Origin of the sequence: Nocardioides iriomotensis, from assembly GCF_004168035.1 — a bacterium.
Classification (GTDB): domain Bacteria; phylum Actinomycetota; class Actinomycetes; order Propionibacteriales; family Nocardioidaceae; genus Nocardioides_B; species Nocardioides_B iriomotensis.
The window spans coordinates 123,892-143,679 of sequence record NZ_SDPU01000020.1 but is presented as its reverse complement, the minus strand read 5'-3'; the positions used below and the strand labels follow the sequence as shown (position 1 = coordinate 143,679).

Annotated in this window: 18 protein-coding genes; 6 read left to right on the top strand and 12 right to left on the bottom strand. The window is 73.2% G+C overall.

The genetic code is table 11. The features are described 5' to 3' along the window. The first annotated feature begins 1 nt into the window (after position 1). From ETU37_RS07330 to ETU37_RS07320, 3 genes are read left to right on the top strand one after another with little or no spacing between them, the layout of a single operon-like run. Positions 2-1,465, top strand: a complete 1,464-nt coding sequence (locus ETU37_RS07330) for an aldehyde dehydrogenase family protein (protein WP_129986597.1) — start codon at positions 2-4, stop codon at positions 1,463-1,465. Beyond that, positions 1,462-2,337 carry an aldehyde dehydrogenase family protein gene (locus ETU37_RS07325; RefSeq protein ID WP_129986596.1) on the top strand — a complete coding sequence of 292 codons (876 nt, stop codon included), beginning with the start codon at positions 1,462-1,464 and terminating at the stop codon, positions 2,335-2,337. The genes ETU37_RS07330 and ETU37_RS07325 overlap by 4 nt, the downstream gene beginning before the upstream one ends. 25 nt (positions 2,338-2,362) lie before the next feature. Beyond that, positions 2,363-2,968 (top strand): ATP-binding protein, encoded by a 606-nt coding sequence (locus ETU37_RS07320; RefSeq protein WP_129986595.1) that lies wholly within the window; start codon positions 2,363-2,365, stop codon positions 2,966-2,968. On the opposite strand, the gene ETU37_RS07315 is transcribed toward ETU37_RS07320, so the two are convergent. Further along, positions 2,969-4,054 (bottom strand): adenosine deaminase, encoded by a 1,086-nt coding sequence (locus tag ETU37_RS07315; RefSeq protein WP_129986594.1) that lies wholly within the window; start codon positions 4,052-4,054, stop codon positions 2,969-2,971. 51 nt (positions 4,055-4,105) lie between these two features. Here ETU37_RS07315 and ETU37_RS07310 point away from each other — a divergent pair, with 51 nt between their 5' ends. Further along, positions 4,106-4,558 (top strand): MaoC family dehydratase, encoded by a 453-nt coding sequence (locus tag ETU37_RS07310; RefSeq protein ID WP_129986593.1) that lies wholly within the window; start codon positions 4,106-4,108, stop codon positions 4,556-4,558. Between the two features lies 1 nt (position 4,559). Here ETU37_RS07310 and ETU37_RS07305 read toward each other — a convergent pair whose 3' ends face one another. The 10 genes from ETU37_RS07305 to ETU37_RS07265 form a co-directional block, all read right to left on the bottom strand. Beyond that, on the bottom strand, positions 4,560-7,313 hold the full coding sequence (locus ETU37_RS07305) for a hypothetical protein (protein WP_129986592.1): 2,754 nt from the start codon (positions 7,311-7,313) through the stop codon (positions 4,560-4,562). A 16-nt stretch (positions 7,314-7,329) separates the two neighbouring features. After that, a complete protein-coding gene (locus tag ETU37_RS07300) occupies positions 7,330-7,767 on the bottom strand; it encodes a TadE/TadG family type IV pilus assembly protein (RefSeq protein WP_129986591.1) in 438 nt (145 codons plus the stop codon). Next, positions 7,764-8,171: a TadE/TadG family type IV pilus assembly protein gene (locus tag ETU37_RS07295; RefSeq protein ID WP_240755601.1), complete on the bottom strand. Its 408-nt coding sequence runs from the start codon at positions 8,169-8,171 to the stop codon at positions 7,764-7,766. The genes ETU37_RS07300 and ETU37_RS07295 overlap by 4 nt, the downstream gene beginning before the upstream one ends. After that, entirely contained in the window at positions 8,168-8,512 is a 345-nt protein-coding gene (locus tag ETU37_RS23605) for a TadE/TadG family type IV pilus assembly protein (RefSeq protein WP_240755600.1), read from the bottom strand. Before ETU37_RS23605 ends, ETU37_RS07295 begins: the two co-directional genes overlap by 4 nt. Before the next feature lie 68 nt (positions 8,513-8,580). After that, complete coding sequence (locus tag ETU37_RS23600) at positions 8,581-8,754, bottom strand: hypothetical protein (RefSeq protein ID WP_240755599.1); 174 nt, start codon at positions 8,752-8,754, stop codon at positions 8,581-8,583. A gap of 79 nt (positions 8,755-8,833) precedes the next feature. Beyond that, positions 8,834-9,760 (bottom strand): type II secretion system F family protein, encoded by a 927-nt coding sequence (locus ETU37_RS07285; RefSeq protein ID WP_129986589.1) that lies wholly within the window; start codon positions 9,758-9,760, stop codon positions 8,834-8,836. Beyond that, positions 9,757-10,617 carry a type II secretion system F family protein gene (locus ETU37_RS07280; RefSeq protein WP_129986588.1) on the bottom strand — a complete coding sequence of 287 codons (861 nt, stop codon included), beginning with the start codon at positions 10,615-10,617 and terminating at the stop codon, positions 9,757-9,759. The genes ETU37_RS07285 and ETU37_RS07280 overlap by 4 nt, the downstream gene beginning before the upstream one ends. Continuing rightward, positions 10,614-11,927, bottom strand: coding sequence for a TadA family conjugal transfer-associated ATPase (locus ETU37_RS07275; RefSeq protein ID WP_129986587.1), 1,314 nt, complete (start codon positions 11,925-11,927; stop codon positions 10,614-10,616). The genes ETU37_RS07280 and ETU37_RS07275 overlap by 4 nt, the downstream gene beginning before the upstream one ends. 46 nt (positions 11,928-11,973) lie before the next feature. After that, positions 11,974-12,753, bottom strand: a complete 780-nt coding sequence (locus ETU37_RS07270; RefSeq protein ID WP_129986586.1) for a CpaE/TadZ family protein — start codon at positions 12,751-12,753, stop codon at positions 11,974-11,976. Further along, positions 12,753-13,493, bottom strand: coding sequence for an SAF domain-containing protein (locus tag ETU37_RS07265; RefSeq protein ID WP_165372440.1), 741 nt, complete (start codon positions 13,491-13,493; stop codon positions 12,753-12,755). Before ETU37_RS07265 ends, ETU37_RS07270 begins: the two co-directional genes overlap by 1 nt. Positions 13,494-13,722: 229 nt before the next feature. On the opposite strand from ETU37_RS07265, the gene ETU37_RS07260 reads away from it, so the two are divergent. Both ETU37_RS07260 and ETU37_RS07255 read left to right on the top strand, forming a co-directional pair. Further along, positions 13,723-14,016, top strand: a complete 294-nt coding sequence (locus tag ETU37_RS07260; protein WP_129986584.1) for a WXG100 family type VII secretion target — start codon at positions 13,723-13,725, stop codon at positions 14,014-14,016. A gap of 277 nt (positions 14,017-14,293) precedes the next feature. Then, positions 14,294-15,268: a hypothetical protein gene (locus tag ETU37_RS07255; protein ID WP_129986583.1), complete on the top strand. Its 975-nt coding sequence runs from the start codon at positions 14,294-14,296 to the stop codon at positions 15,266-15,268. 91 nt (positions 15,269-15,359) lie between these two features. On the opposite strand, the gene ETU37_RS07250 is transcribed toward ETU37_RS07255, so the two are convergent. After that, positions 15,360-19,727 (bottom strand): FtsK/SpoIIIE domain-containing protein, encoded by a 4,368-nt coding sequence (locus tag ETU37_RS07250; protein ID WP_129986582.1) that lies wholly within the window; start codon positions 19,725-19,727, stop codon positions 15,360-15,362. Positions 19,728-19,788: the final 61 nt, after the last annotated feature.

Here is a 19,788-nt window from a genome sequence, read left to right as displayed (position 1 = left end):
GATGGCTACCAAGAAGACCACCAGCAGCCCCGCGGCTGCGTTCGAGTACGCCCCCGCGCCCGAGTCGCGCGCGATCGTCGACATCAAGTCGTCGTACGGCCTCTTCATCAACGGCGAGTTCGTCGACCCGACCGACGGGACGACGTTCAAGACGATCTCCCCCGCGACCGAGGAGGTGCTGGCCGAGGTCAGCGAGGCCTCGGCGGAGGACGTCGACCTCGCGGTCAAGGCCGCGCGGCGCGCCTACACCCGCGTGTGGTCGCGCATGTCGGGCCGCGAGCGCGGCAAGTACCTCTTCCGCATCGCCCGGATCCTCCAGGAGCGCGGCCGCGAGCTCGCGGTGCTCGAGTCGATCGACAACGGCAAGCCGATCAAGGAGTCGCGCGACGTCGACGTCCCGCTCGCCGCGGCGCACTTCTTCTACTACGCCGGCTGGGCCGACAAGCTCGAGTACGCCGGGCTGGGCCCGGACCCGAAGGCGCACGGCGTCGCGGGTCAGGTCATCCCGTGGAACTTCCCGCTGCTGATGCTGTCGTGGAAGATCGCCCCGGCCCTGGCCGCCGGCAACACCGTCGTGCTCAAGCCGGCCGAGACGACACCGCTGACCGCGCTGCTGTTCGCGGAGATCTGCCAGCAGGCCGACCTGCCGCCGGGCGTGGTCAACATCGTCACCGGCGCGGGCGAGACCGGCCGGGCGATCGTGGCGCACCCCGACGTCGACAAGGTCGCGTTCACCGGCTCGACCGAGGTCGGCCGGATGATCGCGAAGACCGTCGCCGGCACCGACAAGAAGGTCACGCTCGAGCTCGGCGGCAAGGCCGCCAACATCGTCTTCGACGACGCCCCGGTCGACCAGGCCGTCGAGGGCATCGTCAACGGCATCTTCTTCAACCAGGGCCACGTCTGCTGCGCGGGCTCGCGCCTGCTGGTGCAGGAGTCCGTCGCCGACGAGGTGCTCGAGCGCCTCAAGCGGCGGATGTCCACGCTGCGCGTGGGTGACCCGCTCGACAAGAACACCGACGTCGGCGCGATCAACTCCGCCGAGCAGCTCGCCAAGATCAAGGAGCTGTCCGACATCGGCGAGGCCGAGGGCGCGGGCCGCTGGAGCCCGGCGTGCGAGCTGCCGACCCACGGCTTCTGGTTCCCGCCGACGGTGTTCACCGGCGTCTCGCAGGCGCACCGCATCGCGCGCGAGGAGATCTTCGGCCCGGTGCTGTCGGTGCTGACCTTCCGCACCCCGGCCGAGGCCGTCGAGAAGGCCAACAACACCCCGTTCGGCCTCTCCGCCGGCGTCTGGACCGACAAGGGCTCGCGCATCCTCTGGATGGCCGACCAGCTCCGGGCCGGCGTCGTCTGGGCCAACACGTTCAACAAGTTCGACCCGACCAGCCCGTTCGGCGGCTACAAGGAGTCGGGTTACGGCCGCGAGGGCGGCCGCCACGGTCTGGAGGCGTACCTCAAGTGAGCACCCGCATCGACGTTCGCAAGACCTACAAGCTCTACATCGGCGGCGCGTTCCCGCGCTCCGAGTCGGGCCGCTCGTACGTCGTCGAGGACAGCAAGGGCACGTTCCTCGCCAACGCCTCCTACGCCTCCCGCAAGGACGCCCGCGACGCCGTCGTGGCCGCGCGCAAGGCGTTCGGCGGCTGGTCCGCCCGCACGCCGTACAACCGCGGCCAGGTCGTCTACCGGATCGCCGAGGTGCTCGAGGGCCGGCGCGCGCAGTTCGTCGACGAGGTACAGCGCTCCGAGGGTGGCACCAAGCGGCAGGCCGAGGCCGCCGTCGACGAGTCGGTCGACCGCCTGGTCTGGTACGCCGGCTGGGCCGACAAGCTCGCCCAGGTCGTCGGCGGCACCAACCCGGTTGCGGCGCCGTACTTCAACTTCTCCGTGCCCGAGCCGACCGGCGTCGTCGCCGTGCTGGCGCCGCAGCAGTCCTCGCTGCTCGGCCTGGTCTCGGTCGTCGCACCGGTGATCGTCACCGGCAACACCGTCGTCGTCGCGACCTCGGCGACCCGGCCGCTGCCGGCCATCACGCTGTCCGAGGTGCTCGCCACCTCCGACGTGCCGGGCGGCGTGGTCAACGTGCTCACCGGCGCGCTCGGCGACACGGCACCGACGCTGGCGAGCCACATGGACGTCAACGCGATCGACCTCACGGGCGCCGCGGGTGCCGAGGGCGTCGACCCGACCGCCCTCGAGGTGGCCGCGGCGGAGAACCTCAAGCGGGTCGTGCGCGCGGCGGCCGAGGAGCCCGACTGGACCGAGGCGCCCGGGCTCGACCGGATGACGGCGTTCCTGGAGACCAAGACGGTCTGGCACCCGGTCGGCATCTGACCGGCCCCTGACGACGTACGGACGAGTGACAGCCCAGGTCATCGTGCTTGCCGGGCCCTCGGGGTCCGGCAAGTCCCGTCTCTGCCGGCGGCTCGGGCTGCCGTTCGTCAACCTCGACGACTTCTACAAGGACGGCGACGACCCCGGTCTCCCGCACCTGAGCCTCCCCGGCGGCGAGGTGATCGTCGACTGGGACGACCCGGCCTCGTGGCTGTGCGAGGAGGCCGCGGACGCGCTGGAGACGCTCTGCCGCACGGGCGCCGCCGACGTGCCGGTCTACGAGATCGCGAGGAACGGGCGCACCGGTCACCGGACGGTCGACATCGGCGACGCGCTGTACGTCGTCGCGGAGGGCATCTTCGCCCAGGAGGTCGTGGCGTCCTGCCGCGGGCGCGGGATCCTCGCCGCCGCGATCTGCGTGCGCAACCACCCGATGCTGACGTTCTGGCGGCGGCTGACCCGCGACCTGCGCGAGCGCCGCAAGCCGCCGCACGTGCTGGTGCGGCGCGGCTGGCTGCTGATGCGGCAGGAGCCGCGGATCGTGGCGCACGCGGTCGCTCTCGGCTGCGATCCGATGACGCCCGACGAGGCCTACGACCGGGTCCGGGTGCTGACCGGCGCCCGCGTCTGATCAGCTCATCGTCGCGAGCACGGCGTACGCCGGCTTGATCACCTCGTCGATGATCGCGAGCCGCTCGTCGAACGGAAGGAACGCCGACTTCATCGCGTTGATAGCGAACCACCGCAGGTCCGCGAAGTCGTAGCCGAACGCGTCCACGAGCAGCTCGAGCTCGCGGGACAGCGACGTGCCGCTCATCAGCCGGTTGTCGGTGTTGACCGTGACCCGGAAGCGCAGGTCCTTGAGCAGGCCGATCGGGTGCTCGGCGATCGACGCGGCCGCCCCGGTCTGGATGTTCGACGACGGGCACATCTCCAGCGGGATCCGCTTGTCCCGGACGTACGACGCCAGCCGGCCGAGCTGCACCGAGCCGTCGGGCTGCCGGGTGACGTCGTCGATGATCCGCACGCCGTGGCCGAGCCGGTCGGCGCCGCACCACTGGATCGCCTGCCAGATCGACGGGAGGCCGAACGCCTCGCCGGCGTGGATGGTGAAGTGGGCGTTCTCGCGCTGGAGGTACTCGAACGCGTCGAGGTGCCGGGTGGGCGGGAAGCCGGCCTCGGCCCCGGCGATGTCGAAGCCGACCACGCCGTCGTCGCGGTAGCCCACCGCCAGCTCGGCGATCTCCATCGAGCGGGCCTGGTGCCGCATCGCGGTGAGCAGCTGCCGGACCGTGATCGGCGAGCCGTCGGCCTCCGCCGCGGCCTCTCCCTCGGCGAACCCGTCGCGCACCGCCTCGACCACCTCGGTCAGCGACAGCCCGCCGTCGAGGTGCTGCTCGGGGGCGTAGCGCACCTCGGCGTACACGACGCCGTCGGCGGCGAGGTCCTCGACGCACTCGCGCGCGACCCGGCGGAGGTTGTCGGCGGTCTGCATGACCGCGACGGTGTGGTCGAACGTCTCGAGGTAGCGCTCGAGCGACCCCGAGCTGGCGGAGTCCTCGAACCACTGTCGGAGCGCGTCGGCCTCGGTCGCCGGCAGCACGTGCCCCTCCGGCGCGAGGTCGATGATCGTCTGCGGGCGCAGCCCGCCGTCGAGGTGGTCGTGCAACAGGACCTTGGGCGCCCGGCGGATGCGCTCCCCGATAGGTTCGGACATGCGGCACATCCTCGCACCGCGAGGTCGGACTTTTCTCAGGAGGCACGGCCCATGCGCACGTTCACGTCCCTCGACGAGCTCACCGCGGCCGTCGGCGAGGAGCTCGGCAGCAGCGGCTGGCTGCAGATCGACCAGGACCGGGTCAACGCCTTCGCCGACGCCACGCTCGACCACCAGTGGATCCACGTCGACGAGGAGCGCGCCGCGTCCGGGCCGTTCGGCGGCACGATCGCGCACGGCTACATGACGCTCGCGCTGATCCCGTGGATCGCCAACGAGGTGTTCCGCCTGGACACCCCGGGCGCGAAGCTCAACTACGGCGTCAACAAGGTGCGCTTCCCCAGCCCGGTCAAGGTCGGCTCCCGCGTGCGCGGGCACGTGACGCTGACCGGGGTCGAGGACATCCCGACCGGCAAGCAGATGACGCTGAAGTACGTCATCGAGATCGAGGGCGAGTCGAAGCCCGCCTGCGTCGCCGAGACGGTCGTGCTGCTGGTCGGCTGACCTACTCCCCGGACGCGACCTCGCCGGCCGGGAGCAGCTCCTCCACGAGGGCGTCGGTCTCGGCCTCGATGTGCGCCTGGCGCGAGCCGAGCACGTCGGCCATCCGGCCCGCGGCCTCGGCGGCGGCGTCGTTGCCTCCGGCGTGGTGCTCGGCCCGGATCAGGTCGCGCCAGAGCAGCTGTGAGCCCGGCGCGGCGCGCAGGCCGGCGGTCGCCGCGCCAGCGGCGCCGACCGGGTCGCCGTCGTCGAGGCTGAGCTCGACGAGCCGGTGGGCGGCGTCGACGACGACGTCTTCGACGAGCGTCTCGAGGCGGGTGCGCGGCAGCCAGGAGTACCGCCCGGCCGGGCGGCCGTCCATCAGCTCGCCGCGGACCAGCTGGAGCGCCCGGCGCAGCAGCTCGCGCTCCTCGCGCGGCTGGGCGTGCCGGGAGCGCTGGGCGAGGTCGCACAGCGCGGCCCAGTCGACCGCCACGTCGGAGCTGAGGCTGAGCCGGCCGTCGTCGTCCTGACGGAGCAGGTGGGTGCCCTCGGCGTCGGTGCCGATCCACTCCCGGACGCGCTCGATGCTGGCGTCGCGCACCTCGGGGGTCACGCCGCGCGGCCACACGGAGGCCGCCAGCACGGTCGGGTGGACGGGGGCGGACTGCAGGGCGAGGAACGTCGCCATCTCGACGGCGAGGTCGACGCGGGTCGGGTCGAGGTCACCGGGGGTGCGGGTCTCGATCCGGCCGAGGACACCGACGCGGACGGCCGCGGTGCTCCAGTGGCCGTCGTCGCCGGGCCGGGATGGCGCCGGCACGCGGACGCGGCCGTCGACGACCGCGGGTGCTTCCTCGCGGGCCTTCTCGAACAGCTCGGCGACCAGCTCGGTGGACCGCTCGGTGAGGCGGACGGCCTCGACCTGCAGGTCGAGCAGCGGCACCCTGAGCGTGCCGGACTCGTCGACGTCGAGCCGCCAGCGGGTGCCGGCGGCGTCGCCCGCGACGACGACACCGAACCCGCGCGCGCCCTGGCCGGTCAGCGCGGCGAACCGCTCGGCGAGGACGTCGGACGGGCTGGCGCCGAGGACGGCGTACTGCGGCGTGACACCCGGGCGGCGCGCGAGGCGGCCGGTGAGGACGTCCTGGGCGGCGCGCTGCGGGAGGCTGGTCTCGAGCCGCTCGAGCAGCGGCGCGTAGTCGTCGACCAGCACGAGCCGGTCGCCGGCGAGGTCGGCCAGCACCTCGGAGAGCTGGTGGCCGTAGACGCGCTGCTCGTCGGTCCAGGGCGCGGTGGCGAGCTGGACGGCGAGCGCGGAGACCACCTGCGTCGCGGTCGCCTCGTGGCCGGTCACCGCGACGGCACCGCCGACCGACTCCAGGTCGACCAGGACGTCGGCGCCCTCGAGGGTGCGGCCCAGGCAGACCAGGCCGGGGTACGGCGCGTGCCCGAGCTCGGCGGGGGCGTCGGCGTCGCGGGACAGCCGCCAGGTGCGGCCCTCGTCGAGCGGGGTCCATGGCGCGGGCGCGTCGGGACGGGCCGGCGCGAGCCGGAGGTCGAGGTGCTCGTCGTCGACCACCACCGCGAACACCGGCGGCAGCGGCACCTGCTCGGTGCGGCTGCTGGCCGCGAGGCCGCGCAGGGCGGTGTCGAGCCAGGCCGCGCGCTCCCGGTCGGCGCCGACGAGCAGGCCGACCTCGGCCTCGAGGGCCTCGTCGTCGGGGGCGGCGCCGCGACGGCGGCGGCGCTCGGCGACGAGCGCGGCCAGCAGGCCGGCCGCGACGATGCCGCCGCCGGCGAGGTCGCGGGCGAGCGTCGACCCGGTCGCCGCGTCGGCCTGGTCCCCGTCGACGACGTCACCGCCGGCGTCGGCGACGTCGTGGTCGCCACCGGCCTGGCTGCCGGGGACCGGCGGCGTGCTGTCGGGGGGGGCCGGGGCGGCCTCGACCCGGTCGAGGCCCTTGGCGTCAGCGGGCATGACCAGCACCCAGCCGGGCTGGATCAGCCGGCCGAGCACGAGCTCGCCGCCGTCGGGCTGGAGCCGGCCCTTGTTGAGGTCGAAGATCTCCTGCCAGCGGCGGCCGTTGTCGAGGTGCCGCTCGGCGATGTCCCAGAGGTTGTCGTGGTAGGAGCCGTCGGGCGGCTGCACGACGTAGACCTTCTTGCCGATCACGTCGGTCATGTCGCTGGGGACGCCGGCCTGCACGGCCCGGCGCTCGACCCGCTGGTCGTCGTCGGCCTGCGGCGTCGAGCGCTCCTGCACCAGGTCGGCCTTGGCGGCGCCGCCGTCGACGGAGGCGGCCACGTCGCCGGTGGGCTGGTCCATCGCGGACACGGTCGCCGCGACCGACGTACCGGCGCTGCCGGCGAGCACGCCACCGACGAGCAGGGTGCTGACCAGGACGCGGGCGAGCTGCTGGGACCGGCCGGACAGCGGCACCGGCCGGGGCAGGCCGCGGCCACGGACCAGGCTGACGGTCTCGATCAGCGTGCAGACCGCGAACTGCAGCCAGGCGAGCCACACGACCGCCCGGAGCACGGCGAGGACGGTGTCCATCGTGACCGGCTGCGTGAGGGTGTCGCGGCCGGGCACGGAGTGCGGGTACGGCGGCGGGCCGGTGAGGAGCCACAGGGCGACGGGGACGCCGACGACGAGGAGCAGCAGCGCCAGACCGGCGCCGAGCGCCTTGAGCGCCGAACCCTCGGTGTGCTCGACGCCACGGGCGGCGAAGCGCTCGGGTCCCCGCTGCGTCGGGTCGGGCTCGGTCATGGTCATGGGTGCCTCCGTGTTGTCACTGGGTCACGGCTTGCGCCGTGGCCGTCGCCGCGATGTCGAAGTCGTCGACCCCGATCAGGCTCAGCAGCTTCGTGGTGGTCACGTCCTCGGCGTGGACGGTGATGCTGTCGCCGGTCACGGCGGGGATCGTGACCCGGCCGTAGCCGAGGGCGTTGAGGTAGCCGCGCGCCCGCGCCTCGGCGGCCCGGCCGTCGAGCCGGACCACGTCGCTGCTGCGCAGCGCCTCGATGTCGATCTCCTGCGCGCCCGCGCGAGCGGCCTGCTCGACGTCGTCGGCGAGCTTCATGCGGGCGTTGATCGCGTTGCCGCCGTCGATCACCAGGCCGGCGCACGCGAGCAGCACGACGGCGAAGCCGACCACGAAGACCGTGGCCGTGCCGCCCTCGTCGCGCCGGGCCAGCCGGGCGCGGACCGCCGACACCAGCCGCCTCATCCGGTCCTCCGGTAGATGTCGATCGGTGCCTGGCTCATGGTCTGGACGCGCACGCTGCCGGGGAGCCCGATCAGACCCAGCCCGCGGTAGGACACCTCGCAGTCGAGGTCGACCCGCACGACGCCCCCGGCCGCGAAGCCGCTCAGGCCCAGCGGCCGGCACGTGGTGCCGTCGTCGAGCGACTGCTGGACGATCCGGGTCGCGGCGACGTGGGCCGCGTCGACGGTGCGCTCGAGCGAGGCGGCGCGTACGGCGTCGCGGGCGGTGGCCTGGATGTCGCCCTGGACGGCGACGTACCGGCCGCACGCGGCGATCAGCATCACGAACATCATCAGGACCGGGGTGAGGATCACGACCTCGACCGCCATCGAGCCGGACTCGTCCCGGCGGAGTGGCCGCCTCACTGGTCGACCTTGAACTCTTCGAGCGGACCCTCGACGGTCTGCCGCACACCGGGCACGAAGAGCGGCGAGACCTCCTGGGCCTTGCCGGTGACGACGGCACGCATCCGGTCACCGACCGGCACGACCTGCACGTCGACCTGCACGAGGACGCCGCGACCGACGTTGGCGGCGTACTGGTACCCGGCGAGCTCGCCGGCGGCCCGGTCGCCGCTGATCCGCGCGACGCGCGCGGCCTCACGCGCCACGGCCGAGGCCGCAGCGTTCCCGAGGTAGTTCAGGGAGAACTGCACCGCGATCAGGATGACCAGCATGAGGAGCGGCATGTAGAGCGCCAGCTCCACGGCGCTCGCGCCGCGCTCGTCCCGCCGCCGGCAGCGTGACCGGGAGACCCGGTCAGCGGGACCCGGGCTCAACTGCCGAGGTCGATCCCATCGGCCTTGCTCTTGATCTTGTTGGTCAGAACGAGGCCGACGGCGATCGTCACCGAGACGAGGATGGCCGTGATGACCACCCACTCGACGGCGGAGGCCCCGGCCTCGGACCGCCGGGCCTTGGCGATCCGTCCTCGGAGCATGATGGTCATGAGGGTTAGGTGCTGTGTGTTCATTGCTGAGAGTGCCTTTCTCATCGGGCGTGGTGATGATCCCCGTCTTCATCCCCGGTCAACTCCCGAGGACTCTCGCGACGGCAGGATACGTGAGGAACAGCAGGAAGCCGACGCACAGCAGGAGCTGGGCGACGAGCATGGACTGGGACTGTGCGGCGGCGCGGCCCTCGGCGTCGGCGAGCTCCTTGCGGCGCATCGACGCGGCGCGGGCGGCGAGCGAGTCGCGCACCTTGGCGCCGTCCTCGGCGACCAGCGCGAGCGCGGCGGCGAGGTCGCGCAGCTCGTCGACGTCGACGTCGTCACCGAGCTGACCCAGGGCCGCCCACGGCGTGGTGCCCTGCAGGCGCGCGGCCTCGATGGTGTCGCGGATGCGAACCATCGCCCAGCCGTCGCTGATCGACGTGGCGGAGGCGAGGGCCTCGGGTACGCCGCGGCCGCCGGCGAGGTTCATCGCGACGAGGTCGAGGAACGAGCTGACGACGTGCCGGAAGTCGCGGCGGCGCTCGTCGGCGTCGTTGTTGAGCTGCGCCCAGGGCAGGATCCCGCCGAGCAGGGCGCCGAGGGCGGAGAGCCACAGCGGCACGACCGGGGTGCCGAACATGCCGGTCACCAGCGGGAAGGCCAGCACGATCACCGGCACGAACATCCCGACGACGGCCGACAGGAGCGTGCGGGCGATGAACGTCTCGCGCGACTGGCCGACGATGCCGAGGTTGGCGGTGATCGACGACGACAGCCGGACCCCGCGGGCGGCCAGGAGGTCGCTGACGCTCGCGCCGAACTTGCGCATCCGGACCGACTCGTCGCTGTGCCGGCGGTCGGCGGTCAGGCTGGCCGCGCGGACACCGCGCTCGCGGCGGGCGTCGATCTGCGCGAGCGCCGCCGCGCCCGACGTCGTCGTGCGGCTGAACATCGAGACGAGGAGCAGCACCCCGGCGCCGGCGACGCCGCCGACGAGCATGACCAGGACGAGGCTGTTCATGGCAGCGTCCGGAAGTGGAGGAAGCGCTCGGGCGTCTCGAAGCGCGACAGGCGGCGCAGCCAGAAGATGCCGGCGCCGAAGATCGCGATCACGAGGAGGAGCATGATCTGCCCGAACGCCGTGCCGTAGGGCTCGACGTACGACGGGTTCAGGATGCGCAGGCCGAGCACGAAGGCCAGCGTCACGCCGACGACGATCTGCACCGACCGGCGGGTGCTGCGCCGGCCCGCGCTCACGCGCTGGCGCATGTCGAGCTCGGCGCGGGCGGACTCCGACAGCGAGGTCAGCACCTCACGCAGGCCGGGGCCGCGCAGCCGGGAGTTGAGGATGAGCGCGGCGATGATCAGGTCGGCGCTGGCGTCGTCCATGTCCTCGGCGAACCGCTGCAGGGCGACCGGCAGCGGCACGCGGACCCGGAGCCGGTCGGCCATCGTCGCCAGCGGTCCCTGGATGGCGGGCGCGGCGGCGTAGGCCGTGGCCGGGATCGCCTGCTCGAGTCCGACGGCGCCGGCCACGGTGTCGCGCAGCGACTCGGTCCAGGCCGCGAGGGCCTCGATCTTGGCGATCGCACGGCGCTCGCCGCTGGCCCCGCCGAACAGCGCGTCCCACATCATCACGAGCAGGCCGGTGCCGACCGCGGCCACGACCCACCGGGTGAGCAGCAGCACCAGCAGGCCGGCGCCGATGGCGAACGGGAGCTGGGTGCCGTAGCGCTGGAGCCGGTCCTTGATGCTCTTCTGCGGGACGGCGACAGCGCTCGGCTCGTCGCCGCGGATGCCCTTCCAGAGCAGCACGAAGCCCGCCCCGACGACGGCACCGAGGCCGACGAGGAGCAGCAGTGTGGGACTCAGGGTCATGAGGCGGTCACCCACGTCGCGGCCGCGCCGGGCAGGTAGCCGACGGCCTCCAGCTCGTCGAGGCATGACACCGCGGCGGCCGGGACGGCGTTGCCGTCGCTGCCGGCGGCGAACACCTCGCTGGACAGCACCCTGCCGTCGACGCCGTTGACCTCGCGGACCGAGGTCACCATGCGGCGCAGCTTGCCGCCGGAGGAGAAGTCGTTGACGCGCTCGACGAACACCACGAAGTCGATCGCGCCGGCGATCAGCATCATCGTCGCGTCGGCGGGCAGCCGCTCGACCGACTGGATGGCGTAGGTGCAGATGCGGTTGAACACCTCGAGCGAGGAGTTCGCGTGGATCGTCGACAGCGAACCGTCGTTGCCCTGGCTCATCGCGTTGAGCATCGTGACGATCTCGTCGCCGAGCACTTCGCCGACGATGACCCGGCTGGGGTTCATGCGGAGCGAACGCCGTACCAGCTCGGACATCTGGATCGCGCCGGTGCCCTCGGAGTTGGGCAGCCGCTCCTCGAAGGCGACCACGTTGGGGTGCAGGTCGGCGTACTCGCCGAGCCCCAGCTCGAGCGCCCGCTCGACCGTGATCAGCCGCTCCTGCGGCTCGATCTCGTTGGCGAGCGCCCGCAGCAGCGTCGTCTTCCCGGCGTTGGTGGCGCCGGCGATCATGATGTTCTTGCGGGCGCGTACGGCGGCCGACAGGAACGCCGCGAGCTCCGGGGAGATCGACCCGTAGTCGACGAGCATGTCGAGCGACGCCCGGCTGATGCGGGCGCGGCGGATCGACAGTGCGGGCCGCTGCGTGACGCCCATGACGGCCGACAGCCGGGAGCCGTCGGGCAGCCGGATGTCGAGCTGCGGGTTGGCGGTGTCGAACGGACGGCTGGTGAGGCCGGAGTAGGCGCCGAGGATCTGGACGAGCTCGACCAGCTCGTCGTCGTTGTCGGCGACCGGCAGGCCCCGCTCCTCGCGCCCGTCGGCGTACCCGATGAAGACGTTGTCGCAGCCGTTGATGTCGATGTTCTCGACGTCGGGGTCGTCGAGCAGCGGCTGGAGCCGCCCGACGCCGAACAGCGCGGCGTGGATGCCCTCGGCGATCGCCTGCTCGTCCTCGTGGCTCGGGGGCTTGCGACCGGCGGTGACCTCCTCGCGGGCGTAGCCGTCGAGCACGCGGCTGACGACGGCGCGGGCGAACTGCCGCTCGTCCTCGGCCGTCATCGGCGGCAGGCCGTTGGCGGCGTCCTCGCGGCGCTGGCGCGCGAGGATGTCGGCGACCTCCTCGCGGAGCCGGCGGATCAGCTGCTGGTCCATCGGGTCCCTCTCCCCCTCGTCGTCGTCGTGTCCGGCTGCCGCGTGCTCACTCGGCGGCCGTCGCGTAGCGGCTGCCGGCGAGGGCCTGCAGGCCGCCCGCGATCTCGGCGGCCGAGCGGAACAGCAGCGACTTGCGCACCCCACGGGTCCAGCGCACCCCGCGCAGGCTGTCGGCGGCGCGGTCGTCGTCGGCGATGACGCCGAGCACCTGCGCCCGAAGGCCCTGCGAGTCGAGCAGCTGCTGGAGGTCGGGGGCCGAGCGCGTGTCGCGGTACGACGTCACGACGGCGACGCCGATCGGCACCCCGCCCGCGCCGGTCTCGAGCACCTCACGCAGCGACCTGAGCCGCTCGCGCAGGTGGGCCATCCCCTCGATCGTCGGCCGCACGACGAACAGCACGGCGTCGGCGCGCTGCAGCACCGGCAGCGACGCCGAGCCCGGGACCACGCGTCCGCAGTCGGCGATCACGTCGGAGCGGTAGCGGGAGTACACCGCCGGGATCGCGCTCCAGGCGGCGCCGAGGCCGGCCACCTGCCCGGGCGACGCGACACCGGCGAGCACGCGGATGCCACCGTCGACGTCCTGGAGGTGCTCGTCGAGGTCGACCTCGTCCGCGCCGCGCCGTACTCCCGCGCCCAGGGACAGCAGGCCGCGGTTGACGTCGAGCGGGTCGCCCTCGCGCGTGCGGCACCACCAGGTGAGGTCGCTGCCGGCCGGGTCCATGTCGGCGACGACCGGGTCGGTCGGCCACACGGTGGCGAGCGCCAGGGCGGTCACGGTCGTGCCGGGAGCGCCCTTGGCGGAGGCGAGTGCGTACAGGGCCATCAGAACCCCGTGAGCGTGACGTCGTCGATGGTGTTGCCGCGGGAGATCAGCGCGATGCCGGCGACGTTGGCGCTGGACGCGTCGATGACGTCGGCCGCCACGGCGGACGGGACCAGGATGTTGGCGCTCGCGGCCGCACCGCCACCGAGGTCCTCCTCGTCGGGCTCGTTGATCGACGTCACGAGGCCGCGCGTGAGCCGCTCGGCCGCGGCCCCGCCGCCGCTGGTGCCCGCGGCGCGCACGATCTCGACGAGGTCGCCCTCGCGCAGGTTGTCCGGCGCCAGCGCCGGGCTGAGCACGATGCTGACCACGGCCCGGTCCTGGCCGATCGGGTCGGTCTCGGTGAGCAGCCGCTGGTCCAGGATCTGGTTCTTGTAGATGCGGGCCCGCGCGAAGGCGCCGACGATCTGGTCCTCGAACTCCGCCGGGATCAGCTTGTCGCCGTCGTCGGTGGCCACCTGCACGACCGTGAGGTCGTCGGCCTCGATGACCGCGCCGGGCTCGATGTCGACCTTGGCGGCGAGCATCGGCACGCGGCTGTCCATCCGGATCGCGAGCAGGCCGGCGACAAGCGCGCCGCCGACGATCAGCAGCACGGCGATCGCCGCGAGCGCCGGACGGCGCTGCCGCGGCGGCGAGGGCAGACGGTTGGCGGTGCCGGGGGCCTTTACGCCGGTCCCCCGGGCGGCCCGCAGACGCTGTCGGTCCGCGGTCGTCTCCCCGGTGCTGGTCGTGCTCATCCGTCGCTCCCTCGTAGCCAGAAATGTAGGCAAGGGACCGGAGCACGGTCGTCCGAGTTCTCCCCCGCTCTGCGCCCGGCAGTTTATTACCCGTCTTGGCCGGGCATGAACCCGCCCGAAGGGCGGCATTTGCGGGGGATCTCAGCGCCACGCCTGGTTCCCAATGCTCCGAATGTCGGCTTAGGGTAAACACAAGGCCGTCAGGCACAAGATCATAAGGAGACCAGGAATGGCCCACGGGGACCACAAGATCGGCATCGACGACATCATCGCCACCGCCGACATGATCGAGAAGACCGTCGGACAGCTCGAGGACGCCCAGCGCACCGCCAACACCAAGTCGCAGGACCTGGTCACCGGCGCCTGGCAGACCCCCGGCGCCTCCGCCACCTTCCAGGGCAAGTGGACGGAGTGGAACGACGGGCTGACCAAGATGATGGCCGTCGGTCCGGAGTTCGCCCAGTGGCTGCGCAACTACGCGCGCGACGCCGAGGGCCTCGACTCGGCCTACTCCAAGGCCTGAGCGCCTCACCACGCTTCGCGACAGCGCCCCCGGCCGACCGGCCGGGGGCGCTGTCGCGTTCCGGCCCCGGATCTGCTGTAACGCGGGGTTATGGACGCTCAGCAAGCGGAATTCCGGGCGGGGTGCGTCCATCTCACGTGGGAAGCTCCGCCCGTCGCCCCGACTCGTCGTCCACCGCCCCCGCCCGCAACGATCCCCACCCACGCCGAACGGCGCGCCGTCCACATGCGCCGGGTCACGGGCCCACGGCTGTCGTCGGCTCGTGCAACGTCGAGCCATGCACCTCGAGCTCCGCGCGCTCGCCGCGCTTCAAGGAGGCGCGTTCACCCGCGCCCAGGCCCGTGAGGCCCGCTACACAGAACGTCAGCTCAAGACGCTGCTCCGTCCGGGCGGGGAGTGGTGCGTGCTCCGCCACGGCGTCTATGCCGAACGCGTGCTGCTCGACAGTCTGGACACGACCGAGCGCTACGTTCTCGGCGTGCACGCGATCGTCCTGTCGACGCGACCCGGGAACGCGATCAGCCACACGAGCGCGGCGGCGCTGCACGGCGTCCCGCTGCGGCCCCACTGGCTGAGCCTCCACCACGTCACCCGGCCGGGTGCGCTCGGCGGGCGCACCGACAACGGTGTCACCCATCATCGGGCCAGGCTCGAGGACCTCGACCTGGCCGAGCGAGACGGGTTCGTCGTCACGTCGCTGGCGCGTACGGCGGTCGACGTGGCCCGCCTCCACGGCTTCGAGGACGGCGTGGTCGCGGCGGACGCGGCGCTCCGGCTCGGAGCCACGCGGGACGAGCTGACGACCATGCTCGAGCGCTGCCGCTGCTGGCCGCACAACACGCGGGCCCGCGGCGCGGTCCGGATCGCCGACGGGGGCGCGGAGACAGTCGGCGAGACCCTGATGCGGCTCATGGTCCTCGAGCTCGACATCGGCGTGCCGGAGACACAGTTCCGCGTGTCTGACGGCCATCGAACGGCGTACGTCGACCTTCGCGTGGGCCGACACCTCTTCGAGTTCGACGGCCGGGTGAAGTACGTCGGGCGAGACCGCGGTGGTGTCGCCGACCGGCCGGTCGAGGACGTGCTGTGGGACGAGAAGCGCCGCGAGGACTGGCTGCGCGGGATCGACGGCGGTTTCGGGCTGTCCCGCGTCGTCTGGGCCGACCTCTTCGGTGCGGCGCGGAAGCGCGCGCTTCGCCGACTCGGCGACGAGTACGCCGCAACTGTCCGCCGCTTCGGCCGGGCCGCCTGACCCTCACATCCCACGCGACATCGACGCCTCCCACGTGGAATTTCCCTTGTTGAGCGTCCATAACCCCGCGTTACAGCTGGGATCCGGCCGCTCACTCCACCAGCGGGACCTGGACCTGGACCTGGCCACCGCCGGGATCGATGACCAGACCGCGGCCGGGGTGGACGCGGGGCACCAGGCTGCTGCGCATCAGCCGGGCGCTGAAGATGTCGCCGTCGGCCATGCCCTGCGGCGACATCAGGAAGCCCTGGCGCGACTTGCGGGCCTCGTAGATCCATCCGCTGTAGCCCGCGCCGACCTCGGCGGTCGCGCCGGCGACCAGCACCCGCCACTTCTTGCCGCGCGCCTGCTGCACGAGGGCGAGCAGCGCCTGCGAGAGCGGGCCCTCCTTGAGCATCTCGGCGTCGTCGACCAGCACGACGGTGCCCTCGGGCAGCGACCGGAACCGCTCGACCAGGTCGGCCTCCTCCAGCCCGTCGGTGAGCAGTGCGTCGTCACCGAGGTCGCGGGAGAGGGCGTTGGCCATCGGGCACAACGCGAGCACGGGCTGCCCGGCCGCGCGGACGGCGCGCGCGACGAACCGGAGGGTGTTGGTGCGGCCGGCCTTCGGGGGCCCCGCGAGTACGGCGACCGCGGTACCCGACAGGTCCAGGCCGACCGGCAGCAGGTCGTCGCCGCCGAGGCCGACCGGGATCACACCGGCCGCGATCCGGTCGGCCTGCGCGGCCAGCGCGGCGAGGACGGCGTCGTCGAGCGGCGCGACGGCGGGCATCTCCTCGAGGCGGAACGGCCTGCGCTCCCGAGGTACGGCGGCGTCCCGGTCGGCGTGCCGGGCGGCGATGTCGCGCAGCGCGGTGTTCTGGCCGGCCCCGGAGATGTCCGAGGACAGCACGGCCACCTGCGACTCGACGACCGGGTCGGGGGTGAGCGCGCGGCCGTCGACGAGCGTGTCCGGGACCTCCTTCGGCGGGATGCCGACGGCGCCGAAGTCGGCGCGGTCCGAGAGTCGCAGCACCACCCGGTTGTCCACGAGCGTCGACATCCGGCCGGTCACCAGCGTGCGGTCGCCTGACAGGACCACGTGCAGCCCGACGCTGGTGCCATCACGCAGCAGCGCCATGACCTGGTCGGTCATCCGTCCGCTGTCGACCTCCCCGAGCGAGGACACGAAGCCGTCCCAGCGGTCGAGCAGGAACAGCAGGTAGGGCGGCTTCTCGCCGTCGGGCCGCGCGGCGCGCAGCTCGGCGAGGTCGGCGTACCCGCCGGCGCCGAGCATCGCCTGCCGCTCCTCCACGACCGAGACCAGCCGCGAGAGCAGCCGGCCGGCCCGGTCGACCTGGGTGCGGCTCACGACGGCGCCGGTGTGCGGCAGGTTCGACAGGCCGAGCAGGGCGCCGTTGCCGCAGTCGAGGCCGTAGACGTGCAGGTCCTCGACGCCGACCTCGTCGGCGAGCGCGCCGGCGATCGTGCGCATCGCGGTCGAGCGGCCGCTGCGCGGGCCGCCGATGACGTACAGGTGCCCGTCGCGGCCGAGCTCGAAGGTCTTGGCGCGCTGCTCCTGCAGCGCCGGCAGGTCCTCCAGCGCCCACGCCGCGGCAAGGTGCTCCCCCGTGTCCGGTACGGCGAACGCCGGGAGGTCCGCGACCTGCACGAGGTCCGGCAGCGCGTCGAGCCACGGCCGGTGCTGCGGCGGGATGGACAGCGAGGCGTTGAGCGTCCCGATGGCGTCGACGACGGCGGCCAGGTCGGTGTCGGCCTCGTCGGTCTGCACCGACTCCTGCTTGGGCCGGGCCGGCGCGGGCAGGCCGACCCGCTCCCACGGCAACGGCCAGGCCAGCGCCTCCGGCGCCTCCTTCGGCCCCTGGTCGGCGTCGGGGCTGCGGCCACCGACCCGCCCGCTCTGGAACGGCATCAGCGTGGACGCGCCGCTGCGCACGAACGCCCGGCCGGGCTGGTTCTTCTGGATCCGCGCGGCGTCGGGCGCGTCGATGACGTCGCGGGAGTCGTTCTCGTCGGTCACCCGCAGCGAGATGCGGAGGTTGGTGTTGGCGCGGATGTCGGCCGACACGACGCCGCTCGGGCGCTGCGTCGCGAGCACGAGGTGGATGCCGAGCGAGCGACCGCGCTGGGCGATCGACACCAGGCCGCTGACGAAGTCGGGCAGCTCGGCGACCATGCTCGCGAACTCGTCGATCACCAGCACCAGCCGCGGGATCGCCGGCAGGTCGGGCTGAGACCTCTGCAGCGCCCAGTAGTCCTCGAGGTCCTTCGCCCCCGGTACGGCGAGCAGGTGCTCGCGGCGACGCAGCTCGGCGGCGAGCGACACGAGCGCACGGCCGACGAGGTGGTTGTCGAGGTCGGTCACCATGCCGACGGTGTGCGGCAGCCGGGCGCAGTCCTTGAAGGCCGAGCCGCCCTTGTAGTCCACGAGCACGAAGGTCAGCTCGTCGGGCCGGTTGGCCACCGCCAGCGACGCGACGAGCGTCTGCAGGAACTCCGACTTGCCGGAGCCGGTGGTGCCCGCGATCAGGGCGTGCGGGCCGTCGCGGCGCAGGTCGATCCGGAACGGGCCGTCGTACCCGGCACCGACGACCACCTCGGTCGTGCGTCCGCGCAGCCAGCGCGGCGCGATGCCTTCGGGCGTGGGCGGGTCGAGCCTGATCTCCTCGAGCAGGCGCGCGGAGGCAGGCAGGCCGGTCGCCTCCTCCTCCGGGGTGGTGTCGCGCAGCGGCGAGAGGGCGCGGGCGACGGTCTCGCACCAGGGGACCTCGACCAGGTCCGGCGTGATGCCGGCCGTGCCCTCCGACGCGGTCTCCTGGATCCGTATCTCGCCCGCCGCGCAGGCGACGACCGCGCGGCACTCCTCGGGGAGCTGCCGGACCTCGTCCTCGACGCACAGCACCATCACGCCGACGGCCGGGCCGCGGCGGAGCAGGTCGACGACGGCGGGGAGGGTGCGCAGCCGCCGCGCGCCGTCGAGCACGACGAGCACGTCGGGCGTGGCGCGCACCTTGTCGCGGATGTTGGCCTGCCGCTGCTCGACCAGCGCGGTCAGCTCGGCGAGGCGACGGCCCACGGAGTCCTGCTGGGTGCCGAGCGCGAGCGCCTCGGGGTCCCCGCCGATGCGGGCGTGCGGGAGCCACCGCACCCAGCTCCAGTCGCTCTCGCCCTCGGCGTCGCTCAGCACGGTGATGCGGACGTCGCGCGGGCTGTGCAGCAGCGCCGCCTGCGCGACCATCCAGTGCGCGATCGGCGGCGCTGTCTCGAGGTCGCCGGCCACGCCGACGACGCCGAGCTGCTGGACGTCGAGCCAGACCGGCACCAGGTCGAGCGTGCGCGGCGCGGCCTCCGCGTCGGTCTTGTCGCGGCGCTCCTCGACCTTGATGCTCGCGGGCAGCTCACCGAGGCCGACGCGCAGCCGCAGGTAGTCGGGGTCGTTGTGCCGGCGCTCCCAGAGGCGCGCCCCCGGGCCGATCGCCTGCATCAGCATCGTGGCGGGGTCGGGGCACGAGAGCCGGCGCTCCGCCTGCTCGGCGAGCAGTCCGGCCTCGATCCGCTCGGTGACGGAGGCGAGCGTCTCGTCGTACTTCTGCTGACGCTCCTTGACGTCCTTGCGGTTGTTCTTCCGGTCGCTGAAGAAGTTGGCCAGGATCATCACCGGCGACAGCAGCGCGAAGACCAGCATCCGTGGGCCGAAGATGTACGCCATCGGCATCGCGACGACGAGGGGTACGACGACCATCACCCAGGGGATCGGGCGCTTGCGCAGCTCCTGCGGCGGGTCGGGCAGGTGGAAGCTGCGCTCGCGGTCCGGCGGCAGCATGCGCGGCGGCCGGTTGAAGTCGACCAGCGCCTCGTCGGGACGAGCCTCGACGTCAGCGGCGGGCTCGCCCACCTCCGCGCGCACCAGGACCGTCCCGCCGGCGGCGAGGTAGCCGCCGACCGGCCAGTCGGCGCCGCCCTCCTCGACCTCCGTGCCGTCGAGCTCCACGGCGAACCCGCTCGCGGGGGTGACGGTGACCGAGCCGTCGGCGCCGACGGCCAGCGTCAGCGCCTTCGACGGCAGCCGCAGGTCGGGCAGCGACCAGCCGGTCGCCCCGTTGCCGACGACCGTCTCCCCGAGCGGCAGCCGGTGGATCCGGCCGGCGCCGGGCCCGGACACGACCCGCAGCTCGGCGACGCCGGCGGGCGCGGTGCGCGCGACCCGGTCGGCGGGCTCGAACAGGCTGAGCACGGCACCGCTGTGCACCCCCGCCGCGCCGGCCGGGGTCTGCGGCTCGACCTCCTCGCCGTCGACCCAGACGGGCACGCGGCGCGCGAACGAGTCGTGCACCTGCTCCCCCAGCAGCCGCACCAGCGCGGGCACCAGGTCACCGACCGGCTGGGAGGTGTCGAAGTCGACGAGGGCGTCGACCGGCCGGCCGTTCCTGCCGTCGACGAGCGTCAGGCTCAGCCGCACGTGTCCCCCGCTCGGTCCAGGATCAGGTCCTGGCCATTATGTCCCGACCGCCCGATCTGCA